This window comes from Brachyspira sp. (assembly GCF_050873525.1).
GTDB lineage: Bacteria > Spirochaetota > Brachyspiria > Brachyspirales > Brachyspiraceae > Brachyspira.
In genome coordinates, this window is the sequence record NZ_JBNMIZ010000005.1 from 19,441 (window position 1) to 34,123 (window position 14,683).

Consider the following 14,683-nt stretch of genomic DNA (forward strand, 5'->3'; position numbering starts at 1 on the left):
AAATATTTTGTCGCTGCTATATAAAACATACTTAAACGCAAAAGGTAAAAAATTATTCCGTCAAATCGAATAATAATATTTGATTGTCGGATGTTTTTATGCATAAATTATAATCGTTAAACGATATATATTTAGCGGAATTTAAAAGTTTCAAATATTCGTCTTCCGCTTTCATATCTTGTTCTGGTCCCGCCATCAAAGTGGACATTCCGTGTTCTCCTATAGTTATTTCATTATTTTTTAATTGAAACGGTATATTATAAAGATTTACGCCCGAATTTCCTACAAAAGAACCGTTTTCTATTGAAATCGTTATTTCCGTTCCTTCGAGCATATTCGATAATCTGAATTTTTTCCCGTTTAATTCGTTCGTATCTATGATATTTTCTCTAAATTTTAATACTGTAGAATCGGAAGTTATTATTATCAAATCGTTATCTTTCAAAAACATATATTTAGCATTTTCCAAATATTTGACAAAATTATTTTCAGCGTCCATTATGTCTCTTGGTCCCGACATTCTCGTTCTAGCGATGCCTAAAAATTTTACTTCGTCATTATTTTTGCTATAAGAAGTTCTATAAGTATTTACTCCCGCTAAACCGAATACTTGATTATTTGCATCATAGAATGAAATGCTAATATTATAATCGGGGAAAATATTATAAAGAATAAAAGATTTTCCGATTAATTCGCTTTCATTTAAATCGGATATTGTTAAATTCTCGCCATCTAAATTTAATTCTTTGCTTGATTTTGAATTTTCATTTCCGCATGAAATTATTAGTAGAAATGAAATGCATATAATTTTTATTATTATTTTTATCATTTTTAAATCCTTTTTTAGTATTTTATTTAATTAATTTTTATTGATATAGTATAATATAAAAAATAAAATTTGTCAAAAGTGAAAGTTGAAATTTTTTAGATTTTTTTATATAATCTACTCTCAATGAAAAGTTATATTTTTTTACTATTAATTTTATTTTCAAATATTCTTCATTCTACGATTATTGTCGAAGGAAAAATAAATAAAAAAATTATTTATAAATGGCAGAATATAGAATATGCTTTGGAATTTACGGGAGACGCGGGAACATTTAAAGTGGAAGGTTTGAATGAAAACGCGATAAGCGATTTTGAAGTAATAAATAAAAGAATCGAAAGCGAATTGTCGGATAAAGAAAGTCAGTCGCCAATTTCAAAATATAGAATATTTTATACTTTAAAACCGATTGGAAAAGGAAAATTAAAAATTCCAGAACTTGAAGCGAGATATTACGAAATAATAAACGATATTAATTCGCTTGCAAATTTGATTCCGCATGAAGAGATTATGCAAGAATATAGAATAAGAGTTTTTAGTTATCCTTTTTTAATCGCTACGATAGTGGAATGTTTGATAATATTTTTAATCGTATTTTTTGTATATAGAGCGATAAAATCTCAAAGAACTTGATAATGATAAAAAATAAAAATTAAAAAACTATTAAATAAAGAAAAACGGAGTAAAAAATGACAGAATCGAAAGATTTACAGGCAATATCGGAAGCGGCAAACGCGGCTTTGGATGTGATAAACGCTATTAAAAACGAAATCAAAAAAGTAATTGTCGGACAGGAAAGTATGATAGATAAACTTCTTTTGGGTATTATATGCGATGGACATGTTCTGCTCGAAGGAGTTCCAGGACTTGCCAAAACTTTAACTGTAAAATCTTTAGCGGGAACTATAGACGCTTCTTTTAAGAGAATACAATTTACTCCAGATTTGCTTCCAGCAGATATAATAGGAACTGAAATTTACGATATAAAAAATTCCGTATTTTTGCCGAAACAGGGTCCGATATTTTCAAATATAATATTAGCGGATGAAATAAATCGTTCGCCTGCAAAAGTGCAATCCGCATTATTAGAAGCGATGGAAGAACATCAAGTGACGATTGGAGATAAAACTTATAAACTTCCAGATGTGTTTTTGGTTCTTGCAACTCAAAATCCAATAGAACAGGAAGGAACTTATCCTTTGCCCGAAGCTCAAGTAGATAGATTTATGCTTAAAGTCATAGTTAAATATCCGAATAAAAGCGAGGAAAAAACTATAATAAAAAATATGTCGACTTCAAAACCCGAAGCGACAAATCCAATAACGACTATTGAAACGATAGAAAAATTAAGAAAACTTGCAAATCAAATTCATATAGAAGAAAGATTATTGGATTATATAATCAATATAATAGACGGAACAAGAAATCCGAGCGATTATAAACTTAAAAGCGAATATATAGATTACGGAGCGTCTCCGAGAGCGGGAATATATTTGACGAAGGCGGCGAAAGCGAACGCGATGATGCAGGGAAGAGGTTTCGTTATGCCCGAAGATATAAGAGCGGTTGCTTATGAAGTATTGAGGCATAGAATTAGTATAAGTTATGAAGCGCAAGCGGAAAATATAACAAGCGATACGATTATAGAGGAATTGCTTTCAAATATAAATGTTCCTTAACTAAATCGTTTTTAGATTTTTAATTTTACATAATACTATTAACATAATAATGCATATTTATGGCATGCTTAACCGATAATAATTTAACGAGGTATAGCAATGAAAAGATTAATAAAATTAAAATATTTGTTTATTATTTTATCGTCAGTATCGTTTGGCGCTTTAAATAATTTATATTCTCAAACGGAAAGAAGAGGATTAAATATTAACGATATTAATCAAAATAATATTGAAGTAAATAAACTTGAAAGAGGCTATCATATATATATACAAAAGAAAAACGACACGGCGGAATTGAAATTAAAATATAGACTTGAAAACGGTTCTTATTCTTATTTGTATGTTAATAGAAATACGAATTCGATAATAAATATCAATAATACTTCAATGCATGATAATTTGGGCTATGTATTTGAAACTTATATTCCCGAAACTTTGTATTTGAATAATTTTAATAATCAGCTTTTATTAAGAAATAATATAAATTTAATATTCGAATCCTACGATATAAACGGAAATATAATTGCCGAAAATGAAATTCAATTCAGAATAAATAACGATACGACAAACCCGACAATAACTTTAAGAAATGTGGAAAAAGAAGGAAATTTATACGCATTCTATTTGTATTATTCGGGCGGAAATAACGGAAGATACGCTTTTTATGTGCGGGACGGAAAAACTAACGAAGCTTACAAATTAATAAGAGCGTCTTACGGAAATACGATGAATGTTGAAGGAAGCGCGATAATTTTGGAAGATACTTATAATAGAGAGATAGGAAAAAAACTATATATAAAAGCCTATTTTAGCGAGATGCCAGACGACAGATATTTGTCTTTCAATGTGTTTAATAATAATAGAGAAAGTTTTACTTATCCGATAGATTATATTATAGAAGCGACTAATAAAAATGTCAGAGAAAACCCAGCGAATAATAATATAAATAATAATATTGAAAATAATATTAATAATACAATCGAAGAAAAACCTTTTATAGAATTAAATACAAACGAGATGATAGTCGGAAGAAATTTAAGCTATAATATTGAAAGAGAAAACGAAAAAAAAAAATATTATGACGAAATATTAAGTCCTCCCGTAAAATCCGTAGATATAATTAATAGTTCGGTAAAAGACGATAACGATTTAAAAGACAATATTCATAAAATAATTAAAAAATATAACGAAAGCCCGCTAGATTTGATTATGGTTATAGACACTACCGAAAGTATGCGTCCGTATTTAAGAGCGATAAAAAGTGAGATAAATATAATTGCCGAAAATATAATTTCAAAAAATGAAAATTCGAGAATAGGATTTTTGCTTTATAGAGATGTTAAAGATAAATATTTGACAAAAAAAATAGACTTCAATAATAATATAAACGAAATAGTGAGAGAGTCAAAATATTTTTATGCGGACGGAGGCGGAGATAGAGATGAGCCAATGTATGAAGCGATTCAGCAGGCTTTGGAAAAATTTGAATTTCAAAACGATAACAGAGTAATTATTGTAATAACGGATGCCAAGCCAAAAGTTATAGGAAGAGCGAATATGGAACTCAATACAAAAACGGCTAAAAGAAAAAATGTAAATATAGAAATAATTTCCGCAAAAGAGATTAGAGACGAAGATACGGACGATTATTTATATTTCATGAATTTCTAAATTTAAATTTTTATTTGAAAGTCAAAATTATTCTTCTTTTATAAAAAAATTATTAATAACAATTATTTATTTTAATTAAAAACACCTTGAAAAAAATATTTAAAACTTATATAATAACCTCTTTCATAGGAAATATGAAAAAAATTATTTAAGAGGATTTCATTATGGAAAAGTTTTTCAAATTAAAAGAAAACGGAACAAACATTAAAACGGAGATTATAGCGGGTTTTACGACTTTTATGACTATAGCCTATATATTAGCCGTAAATCCGAGCATACTTGGAGCGACAGGCATGGACAAAGGAGCGTTATTTACCGCAACGGTTATATCGTCTTTAATTGCCACTTTAATAATGGCTTTGCTCGCTAATCTTCCTTTCGCATTGGCGCCTGGAATGGGATTAAACGCTTTCTTCGCTTATACTGTAGTTATCGGAATGGGACATAGCTGGCAAACGGCTTTAACGGCGGTTTTTTTTGAAGGAATTATATTTATACTTCTTACCGCTTTTAATATAAGAGAGGCGATAGTAAATAGTATTCCGCTTAATATGAAAAGAGCAATATCGGTTGGTATTGGGCTTTTTATCGCTTTCATTGGACTTCAAAACGCTCAAATAATAGTCAATAACGATGCCACTTTAATAAGTCTTGGAAATATAACTTCTGGAAGCGGACTGCTTGCGATTATAGGAATCGTTATTATATCGGTTTTATTAAGCTATAATGTTAAAGGCGCTATTTTGATTGGAATTCTTATAACTTCTATAATAGGAATTCCAATGGGAATAACGAAATTATCTCCGCATGGAAGTTTTATTCCTCCTTCGATAGAACCGATAGCTTTTAAATTTGACTTTACTAATATATTTAATCCAAATATGATTATAGTAATATTTACATTTTTATTTGTCGACCTTTTCGATACGGTTGGAACTTTAGTCGGAGTTTGCACTAAAGCGAATATGCTCACAAAAGACGGAGAAGTCCCAAGATGCAAACAGGCTTTATTTGCCGATTCTATAGGAACAGTAGTCGGAGCATGTTTGGGAACTTCAACTGTAACAACTTTTGTGGAAAGCGCTTCTGGAGTTGCAGAAGGCGGAAAAACGGGATTAACTTCTTTAGTCGTTTCTATACTTCTTTTTATCTCTTTATTTTTATCGCATATATTTTTGTCGATTCCTTCAGCGGCAACCGCGCCTGCTTTGATTATAGTCGGATTATTTATGATGACTCCTATACTTGAAATTAATTTTGAAGATTATACCGAATCGATTCCAGCTTTTATATGTATAATATTTATGCCTTTTGCTTACAGTATAGCCGAAGGAATAACTTTTGGCGTTTTATCTTTTACACTCTTAAAATTAATCTCTGGAAAAGTTAAAGAAATTTCAGTTTTCACTTGGATATTGTCGGCATTATTATTATTAAAAATACTTATGCCGTTAATACAAACAATGATTAAGTAAAATATAATTGATATAATTAAAGCAATAAAAAATTAAAGCGGGGAATTAAAATTTCTCCGCTTTTTATTTTAAATATTTTTTATTATATTAATTTTTATTTAGTATGAACTCTTCCGCCATGTTTTGCTTTTATCTTATCCACAGTTTCGCTAATCATATTTACCGCTTCCATTATCTCGCTAAATACTTCTGGTTTGATTGACTGCGCTCCATCGCATAAAGCATGTTCGGGGTCGTTATGAACTTCTATTATCATTCCATCAGCTCCCGCAGATAATGCCGCCAAAGTCAAAGGCATTGCCATCCACGATTTTCCGCTCGCATGCGAAGGGTCGCCTATCACGGGCAAATGGCTCATTCTTTTTATCATTGGAATTGCGCTCACATCAAATGTATTTCTTGTATAATTCTCAAATGTCCTTATCCCACGCTCGCATAAAACGACATCGCTATTGCCTTTATCCAAAATATATTCTGCGCTCATTAGCCATTCTTCCATTGTATTTGCAAGTCCTCTTTTTAATAAAATCGGTTTTTTCAATTTTCCAACTTCTTTTAATAATTCAAAATTCTGCATATTTCTTGCGCCAATTTGAATCATATCGACTGTGTTATCGAATTCTTCCAAATGTTTAATTGAAACGATTTCGCTCACGATTGGAATTCCAACTTCTTCTTTAACTAATTTCAAAATTTTAAGTCCGTCCAAAGCCAAACCTTGAAACGCGTAAGGTGAAGTTCTTGGCTTAAACGCTCCGCCGCGCAATATTGAAGCGCCCGCAGATTTAACGCTTTTTGCAATATTTATAACCTGCTCTTCGCTCTCAACGGAACAAGGTCCCGCGATAATAACTGGTTTTTTCTCTCCGATTTTCACGCCCGAAACATTAACTATCGTGTCTTCTTTTTTGAAAGCTCTATTTGCTCTTTTGAATGGCTCTTGAACTTTTAAAATTTTAGAAACGCCAGGAAGAGACGATATTAATTCTCTATCAATTTTTCCCGTATCTCCGACTACTCCTATTACGGTATAATCGACTCCAACGCTTTTATCGATTCTCAAACCCGCGTTTTCGATTCGCTCTATAATATTATTTATATGCTCTTCTTTCGTGTTTGGTTTCATTACCACTATCATAGTTTAACTCCTTTAGTTTTTGATTTATATAATTTAAATAATTTCGTTATTAAAGTCAATATGTTAATTGATAAAAATTAATTTGAAAATAAATAATATTTCTATATAATTTACGAATAAAATTTTTGAAGGATTTTATTATTGGAAAAATATTTAAGTATCAAAGAAATCAATAATATAATTGAAAAAAATTATAATAAAAAATACGACAAAATCACGGCGTTTATAAAAGACGAAGATATTTCGGAAGTTTTTTTGAAAGATAAAAGCGCCAAAGTTTCGCCTAAAGTTATAAGATTTATTATCGGTGAATATTTAAATTTAAAAGAAATCGCCAAATTGGATAATGTCGACAATATAGGATATTCTTTGGACGAAGGCTCTTTCAGAGAAGCGCTTGAAAAAATTTATATCGCAAGCGGAAAAAATAATAAAACAAAAAATATACTTTATCCATATTGCATATTCGCATCGAACGAACAGATTAATAATTTATATAAAGAAGCGAAAGATATTGCAGGCTCGAGATTCAAATATGCGGCTTTTATGCTCGAGGCTATAGCTTTAAACGGAACGAAAAACGCTTTAAATTTGGTTTACGAAGCTTCAAAAAAATTCAAACAAAATACGGTTAGATTTACATGCAAAGCGATTTTAAATTTGATTACAAAAGAAGCGGGAATGCCTCTCGAAGTTTTTGCCGATAAAATAATTCCAGATTTTGATTTTGATTCAAACGGAATAAGAATTGTCGAAAGCGAAGAGAGTAAAGTAAAAAAGAGATTTAAAATAATTTTAAAAGAAGATTTTAGTTTTTCAATATTTGACGAAGATAAAAATAAAGAATTCAAAACTTTTCCAAAAGATTTTCCAATATCGGTAAAAAAAGAACTTTCAAAATTAAAAAGCGAAATTAACCGAGTAATTAAAATGCAAATGGAAAGACTGCAATTTGCATTTATGGACGGAAGAAAATGGACGCTAAAAGATTGGAGAGAATTATTTTTTGAAAATCCTTTAATGAAATGCTTTGCCATAAAACTTATCTGGGGAATCTACGATAAAAAAAATAAATTATTAAAAACTTTCAGATATATGGAAGACGGAACTTTTAATAACGAAGATGACGAAGAGATAAAAATAGAAGAAACGAAAGAAAAAATTTTAATCGGATTGATAAGCCCGATAGAAACGAAAAAAGAAATTATAGAAAAATGGAAAAAACAGCTTGACGATTATGAGATAGTCCAGCCTTTCAATCAGCTTGCCACAGAAACCAAAGAAGAAATTATAAAAAAAATTCCATCCGTTGTTACAGTCGGAACGATAAAATGGCTTGCCTCAAAATTAAATATGGAAACGGAAAACGGAGACAGCGGAATAATATACGGTTATTATTTATTCGACACCTATAACGAAGCCTATATAGAAATTTTAACTCCGAGCATTTATTACGGAATTGATAATAGCGAAGAGATTGAGATAAAAATAAATTTCAGAAATGCGGACGAAAGATTTGAATACGGCGCTTATTTGATGATTTCTAATTATTTGAAATAATTGAAATTATTATTTTTAAATTATTGCCGAATAAAGACGCTAATTAAATAATCAATAAACCTAATGCAAATGCCTTATCCGAATCGTCCGCCAAACCTTCAAGCTCAAATACGGAATTTTGATTAAATACGGTATTGAATTCAAACATATCGTTTGTGTTAAACATGTAGCCTTTAGCTCCTACGCAAAGACTATCTATTCTAGATTTAATCGCTCCTTGTATATTGCCTTTAACCTCTCCTTCATAAGTCATTTCTTTCTTAATATAATAATCTACATCGTCTTTTAAATCTTGCATATTTGGAAATAAATATTTATGGGAAGTCCTTTTATAGAATTCTTCCAATTTACTTTTATTAAATAATTCTTCCGATAAATTATTTTTATTTTCTTCAAGATAATAAGAATGTAAACCAAAAGTAAGATTCCAGCCTTTCTTTTCATATATTCTATAAAGACATTTTTCAACGATATACGGCATAGGTCCGTAAAAAGAAAACGAAGCGCTAAATAAATCTTTTAACGAATCGATATGCTGCTGAAGGCTAATACCAATAGGCACATAAAACGGATTCATTTTTATGCAATTTATCTCTGGGCGTCCTAAAGTATATACTTCTATCTTTTTTTTAATATTCCTATATTCTTTTTTTACGGGTTCAATTACTAAAAAAGGTTTATCTACGCTTTCAAGTATTTTCTTTACAGTATTTGTTTTACCGCTTCCAGTGATTCCGCAAACAAAAGTATGTTTATTTAAATCATCTTCGCTTAATCCAAACGGAACATTCTCTAAAGGGCTTTCGTATTCGCATACATATCCTAAAGTTTTATCGTTTTCTTGTTTGACAAAATTAAGAGCGTAGCCTTTAGATTCGTTAATCTCAAAACCAAATGTATTGTCTATAGGTATAGAACATATACCGCAAATTTCCTCCGAAGTTACTAAACTGCATAGCTTTGGGTTATTTTCATTATCTTTTTTATTTTCAAAAAAGCCTTTTGGAATTATTGCCTGCTCAGTAGCACCTTCATAAGAAAAAACAACTGGAGGCAGAATTTCAGGAACTTCGGAAGCAATTTCGCTATAAAGACTTCCTTGAATAATATCCATAGCCAATTTACTATCGGACGAATAGCTAACCACAGTTTCCCACATTCCTATATTTCTTCCAATTTTTAATCTTTCAACCATAGATTCGGTCATCTTCATAAGCTCGATTGCAAAACCGTTTTGAATATCTCCAGAAATCGATTCGTTTTCCGTTATAGTTTTTGAAATTGCATCGCTTACGCTTTCTGATTTTCCTTCGGTTTTATTTTGACTTCCTCTGAAGAAGTCAACTATCCTCATAAATAAATTTGAACCTTGAGTTTTACTATAACTTATACCGTCCGTAATAGTTTCAGTTTTTCCTTCGGAAATTCCTTTTTGGTATGAAATACTTCTTTTTGATATAGCAAAACATTTATCTTGAATATCAATCGCTTTATCAATTTTTTCTTGAATATTTATTTTATCGAGAGGTTTGCATAAAATCATTATTGTATAATTCTGTCCATTTAAACTTCGTATTAGAGGCGATAAATCTTTTTTCTGATATTCTCCGTTAATTTTTATCGCTGGAACTCCGCTAATGCAACCAGCATATCCGTTTTTATATTTTTCATTAATAAATTTTTTATCATATTTTTCAATTTTTTCAATTTTAATTCCCGAAAGCAAGCCTTTAATAACGGATAGGATAGTTTCATCTTCGCCATTTTTATAATCGACTCCGAGAACGAGCGAAACATTTCCATCTTTGCTTACTATTCCGTAGCATACATTTCTATTGATTGAATATGCGGCGGTAAATAATTTTTTTAGTTTTTCTAAAAAATATTCAAATCTATCTTCTACATCATAAATTTTACATTCGCAAATTCTATAGAAAGTAAAAGAATTAAGCAAACCCAACGAATCTTCCTCTAGCAATGAAACAATGTCGTTATTTATACTATAAGATGGGTAAAATCCTTGAATAAAATCTACAGTTAAATTGCCAAGAGTTTTCGTATCATCTTTAAACTCTATAATATCTTTTTTATCGCTCATTATTATCTCCCAATTTTTCTTTTAACTCATTTACCCTCTTATCGTAATATTCTGCAATCGAATCAACCCAGCTTAAAAGAGACTGTTTAACACTTTCCAAATATTCTTTAATAAGAATGGTTAAATTCTCATTATCTGCAGTTTTTTTATTTTTTTGAAGGATTACATAATTCCCGTTATCACAATCGCTCCTATAATTGGATACGCTTTTTTAAGAGAGATGCTAATAACTCCTCCAACAACCGTAATTATTCCTGCGGTAATCCATTCGTTTATTTTTCTTTCGCTTTCTTCATAGTCTATTTTTGACGGAATTTCAAAATTAAATTTTTCGTTTAATTCTTTTTCTATATTCATTTCATAAAAAGCTGCTTTATTTCCTACATTTTCAAATATATCTTCTTGCAAAGTTTTTTCCATTAGCATGTCATACACATCTGAAAGAATCATTTTGCTTTTTGGAATGAATTTATTAACCGTAATTCTGATAACTTCATCAATAATCTGTTTTTTGGGTATTTTGCTACCAATATATTTTTCTATATCGGCATAAATGTTGCTAATAAGTTTATCAATATGTTTTTCTATTTTTTGTTTATCTTTAATATCTAGCATGATTTTAATTCTCCTTTTAATTCTTCGATTTTTTTATTTTTTTCTTCCACTATGGAAAGATTTTCTTCCCAACTTTTAATTTGGGCAATTCTTTTATCATTATTATCCTTATCTTCAAGCAGTTTATCATATTCGGATTTAAGTTTATCTTTATGTTCTGTCAATTTATCTCTATACATAGAAATGCAATTAGTTGTATAAGTTATTATATCTCTAGAAATATCAGAAATAATACCATCAAACCTTTTATAAATACTTTCGGAAACTAATTTTACATGTTTATTTTTATGATAAAATGGAACCTTCTCTATTTTTGTAAATGTGATTCCTTTTTCAATTTCTTCAGTTCCATAAACTTCTTCGTTTGATTTTTCCTCTAACTTTATTGATTCAAAATCTGTTTCAGTAAAATTAGGTGTATATACTCCTATCAATATTTCATGCATTTCCTTTGCATATTTTTGCAATTCTTTATTACAATCTCCTATAACCCGTTTTGCAATACTCTCGCGAAAATCTTTAACTTCGTCTATAGCGTCCATTGTATCTTTTTTCAACAAATTAAATGTTTCATCCGTTATTTGACTTTCTGGTAACAATTTATACTCTTCAAGTTTTTTTTATATTCTACTACTTTTGAGTCAGATTCTTTAGAAATAATGCCTTCTGAACTCATATATTCTGTTTTAATTTTATTAATCTTTTCTTCCATAGAAGCATAAAATTTATTTACTTCTTCTAACTTTTTACTAATCTCATATTCTAATTTTTCTGGGTCTTTAACATTTTCTTTTGCTGTATTTAAAGGTCCAACAATTCTATTTTTATAGTTCTCATACTCATTTTTAATATTTTCAAGTAACCCTTTTAAACTTAAATAATTTACTTTTTGGGCAAATTTTTCTATGGCTATATTAACGCTTCTAAAATCTGATTTTTCTTCCATTTTTATACTAAATTTATCGATATCTCTTTTGGACTTAATAAACCAACTGTTTTCTGCAGATTCAAAATTATTACCTTCTTTTTCTAAATTTTCAAAAAATGCGTCTATTTTTTCCGATGTTTTTAGTTCAAGGCATTTATTTAAAAATAGCTGAATTTTGCTGTCTACAAAAAGTATTTTTTCTTCTTCAATATCATTCTTATAAAATTTTATAGCATCTTTTTTTAACTTATTAAAATCACTTGCTGATAAATCAGAAGACTTTCCTGTAAATACCAAAAATAAAACTTCCTTTTGTTTTTTACGAACATTAGGATTACTTCGTATAAGCGACATAAATTGCTTACTTTAAACCGCTTGTCCTTTTGAATATTTAATAAAAATTATAGCATCTGCGTTTTCAATATATTTTTCCGATATTTCTCCAAAATTACCTCCCGCTCCAATTCCAGGACTATCAATAATTGTAATATCTTTCATTTTTTTAGAGAGTTTATATGTAATATCTATTTCTGTTATGATTTTTCCCCATGCCCCCGCTTTTTCTTTAATATAATTTCTAATCGCATCATTATATTCGTTAATACTTATACCATATATATTGTCATTTACCACCGCATTTGTAAACTGTTTAATTTCTTCATCCGAAATTTCTTTGCCTTTCCTTCCATACTTAATTAATAGTTCGTTATTAATTGTGGGAACGGGTATATTTCTATATTTGTCGTCTATAGACGCATGAATTTTTAAAAATTCAATAATTTCATTATCATTATCTCTAATAATTTCATCTCCATCCGCAGTTTTTGCCAATAGTTTAAATTCATCTCCATAATGAATCTTTATAATGGCGCTTGTGCATTGCCTAACATCCATTGGCAAAATTTCTTTTCCCAAGTAGGCGTTAATAAAAGTAGATTTTCCGCTTTTCGCTTCTCCTAAAACCATGAGATTAAATATTTTATTTTCGATTTTACCAGCGTCTTTTCTAATACTTTCATTAACTTCCTCTCCAAAACTTTTGAAAGTATTAACATAGTCTTTATATAGATTTAAAACTTGTTCTCTATACCAATTATAATCTTTAGAAATCATAATTTTCTCCTTGTATTAAAATTAAAAAATAATGTTTATTATATATTAACTTAATATAAATTAATAGTCTTATATTTATTAAAAATAATTTAAATTTCATTTGCTATATTTAAATTAATTTCCTAAACTTTTTATAAAATTTGTCCAATTTTCATATACGCCTTTTAATCTGTCGTCTAAATAGCTCATTGCTTTTTCTTTTATATCTTCTGGAATTACGTAGGCGGCTTCGGCAATACTTCCCGTAATCGAGCTTGTATTATTCTTAAAATCGCAACTATCTAAAACAATACTTGGTAATTCTTCATCAATGCCTCCTTTCAATTTTGTCAATGCATCGTTATCTTTTAAAGATATTGCATTTCTTATAGCGTCTTCAAAATTTTCACTTTCTAAAAACGAAATTATTGCAGCTGGAACACTTTCTTCACAACCAAGTCCAATATAATCAGGATGAATTTCATCTAAACTAAAATTTAAATTGTATTCGTATCTATTTTGAATATAATCTTTAAGTTTATTTTTATATTCGTCTATAGCGTTTTTGGATTTTCCATACCTCATAAAGAATATTGACGAGGCAATAGCTTGCGCTCCTTTTATTACTTCGGGATGATTATTCGTAATTTCTGCGGATACTTTCGCCAAATCTTCTGTTAATTTTAATCCGTCTTCAAAAGGTTCGCTTAATTTAGCAATCCATCCATGAGGAACGAGCCATATTACAGTAGCGGTTCTACTATTGTAATATGGTTTATGATTTTTTATTTTATTTTTATTTCTTATAATCCACAATCCGAACGAAAGCGTTGAAATTTTATTCAAATAATCTTTTCCAAACTTTGTCATTGATTGAATATAATCTTCAGTTTTGCCTCCGTTCATTAAAGCCTCTGCAACGGCTAAAGTCATAACCGTATCGTCCGAAAATCTATTTTTATCGGTAAATAAATCGAATTTTTTTGTTTTAATATTATTGAATTCGTATATAGAACCGATAATATCTCCAGTGATTGCTCCAAGCATTTTTAATTCTCCTTTTAATTTAATTTTTTATTTTTATTTTTTTCTTTTATCAAAATAATTGGCTATTCTCCAACCCATACTTTTAATATCATATTCTTTATTATTTATTAATGGCATAAATAATCTCACCGTTAAGATGGTTCTGTAAAATTTGTCATATTTTTTAATTGATGGGCATACATATAAATTTGCTATAGTTTTTATTGCTTCTTTTTCGGTTATATCTTTATTAAATACTTTAGCAAGAGATATAGTCATATTTATAGCTATACTCAAGTTAGTTGCTATTGCTTTAGGTATAATCATATAAATGTAATAAAATAAATACACCCTTATAATTTCAAAAAGATTAATATTAATTATTTCGCGGGAATCAATAATTTCCTCGCATTGTTTTCGTTGTTCTTCCGTCATAATTTAATCTCCTTTATAGAAAATTTTTTTATTGAATTATTTATAAAAATATTTAAAGAAAGTTTTATAAAAAATAAATTTATTTCAAAGTATAAAATATTCCCAAACGATTTTAGGATGGTTAATAAACTAGATAAAAT

Annotated in this window: 14 protein-coding genes; 5 read left to right on the forward strand and 9 right to left on the reverse strand. The window is 29.0% G+C overall.

All coding sequences use genetic code 11. The annotated features are described in order from the left end of the window. Nucleotides 1-52: 52 nt before the first annotated feature. Nucleotides 53-829 (reverse strand): META domain-containing protein, encoded by a 777-nt coding sequence (locus ACR0QS_RS00805; RefSeq protein WP_432631543.1) that lies wholly within the window; start codon nt 827-829, stop codon nt 53-55. 123 nt (nt 830-952) lie between these two features. Here ACR0QS_RS00805 and ACR0QS_RS00810 point away from each other — a divergent pair, with 123 nt between their 5' ends. The 4 genes from ACR0QS_RS00810 (at nt 953) to ACR0QS_RS00825 (ending at nt 5,651) form a co-directional block, all read left to right on the forward strand. Then, on the forward strand, nt 953-1,459 hold the full coding sequence (locus tag ACR0QS_RS00810; RefSeq protein WP_432631544.1) for a BatD family protein: 507 nt from the start codon (nt 953-955) through the stop codon (nt 1,457-1,459). A gap of 56 nt (nt 1,460-1,515) precedes the next feature. Continuing rightward, nucleotides 1,516-2,505: an AAA family ATPase gene (locus ACR0QS_RS00815; RefSeq protein WP_432631545.1), complete on the forward strand. Its 990-nt coding sequence runs from the start codon at nt 1,516-1,518 to the stop codon at nt 2,503-2,505. A 99-nt stretch (nt 2,506-2,604) separates the two neighbouring features. Continuing rightward, nucleotides 2,605-4,176 carry a vWA domain-containing protein gene (locus ACR0QS_RS00820; RefSeq protein WP_432631546.1) on the forward strand — a complete coding sequence of 524 codons (1,572 nt, stop codon included), beginning with the start codon at nt 2,605-2,607 and terminating at the stop codon, nt 4,174-4,176. Between the two features lie 164 nt (nt 4,177-4,340). Further along, nucleotides 4,341-5,651 (forward strand): NCS2 family permease, encoded by a 1,311-nt coding sequence (locus tag ACR0QS_RS00825; RefSeq protein WP_432631547.1) that lies wholly within the window; start codon nt 4,341-4,343, stop codon nt 5,649-5,651. Nucleotides 5,652-5,745: 94 nt separating this feature from the next. Here the strand turns inward: ACR0QS_RS00825 and aroF are convergent, their stop codons facing one another. Beyond that, on the reverse strand, nt 5,746-6,789 hold the full coding sequence (gene aroF, locus ACR0QS_RS00830) for a 3-deoxy-7-phosphoheptulonate synthase (protein ID WP_432631548.1): 1,044 nt from the start codon (nt 6,787-6,789) through the stop codon (nt 5,746-5,748). Between the two features lie 141 nt (nt 6,790-6,930). Between aroF and ACR0QS_RS00835 the strand changes: the two genes are divergently transcribed. Continuing rightward, complete coding sequence (locus tag ACR0QS_RS00835) at nt 6,931-8,349, forward strand: DUF4132 domain-containing protein (protein ID WP_432631549.1); 1,419 nt, start codon at nt 6,931-6,933, stop codon at nt 8,347-8,349. A 43-nt stretch (nt 8,350-8,392) separates the two neighbouring features. Here the strand turns inward: ACR0QS_RS00835 and ACR0QS_RS00840 are convergent, their stop codons facing one another. From ACR0QS_RS00840 to ACR0QS_RS00870, 7 genes are all read right to left on the reverse strand, one after another. Then, complete coding sequence (locus ACR0QS_RS00840) at nt 8,393-10,447, reverse strand: helicase HerA domain-containing protein (RefSeq protein ID WP_432631550.1); 2,055 nt, start codon at nt 10,445-10,447, stop codon at nt 8,393-8,395. 162 nt (nt 10,448-10,609) lie between these two features. After that, nucleotides 10,610-11,062, reverse strand: coding sequence for a hypothetical protein (locus ACR0QS_RS00845; protein WP_432631551.1), 453 nt, complete (start codon nt 11,060-11,062; stop codon nt 10,610-10,612). Continuing rightward, entirely contained in the window at nt 11,056-11,661 is a 606-nt protein-coding gene (locus tag ACR0QS_RS00850) for a hypothetical protein (RefSeq protein ID WP_432631552.1), read from the reverse strand. Before ACR0QS_RS00850 ends, ACR0QS_RS00845 begins: the two co-directional genes overlap by 7 nt. Continuing rightward, nucleotides 11,640-12,287, reverse strand: coding sequence for a hypothetical protein (locus ACR0QS_RS00855; protein ID WP_432631553.1), 648 nt, complete (start codon nt 12,285-12,287; stop codon nt 11,640-11,642). The genes ACR0QS_RS00850 and ACR0QS_RS00855 overlap by 22 nt, the downstream gene beginning before the upstream one ends. Before the next feature lie 69 nt (nt 12,288-12,356). Then, nucleotides 12,357-13,103, reverse strand: a complete 747-nt coding sequence (locus tag ACR0QS_RS00860) for a dynamin family protein (protein ID WP_432631554.1) — start codon at nt 13,101-13,103, stop codon at nt 12,357-12,359. Nucleotides 13,104-13,217: 114 nt separating this feature from the next. Further along, nucleotides 13,218-14,129: an ADP-ribosylglycohydrolase family protein gene (locus ACR0QS_RS00865; protein ID WP_432631555.1), complete on the reverse strand. Its 912-nt coding sequence runs from the start codon at nt 14,127-14,129 to the stop codon at nt 13,218-13,220. Between the two features lie 33 nt (nt 14,130-14,162). Continuing rightward, nucleotides 14,163-14,543, reverse strand: a complete 381-nt coding sequence (locus ACR0QS_RS00870) for a hypothetical protein (protein WP_432631556.1) — start codon at nt 14,541-14,543, stop codon at nt 14,163-14,165. Nucleotides 14,544-14,683 lie beyond the last annotated feature (140 nt).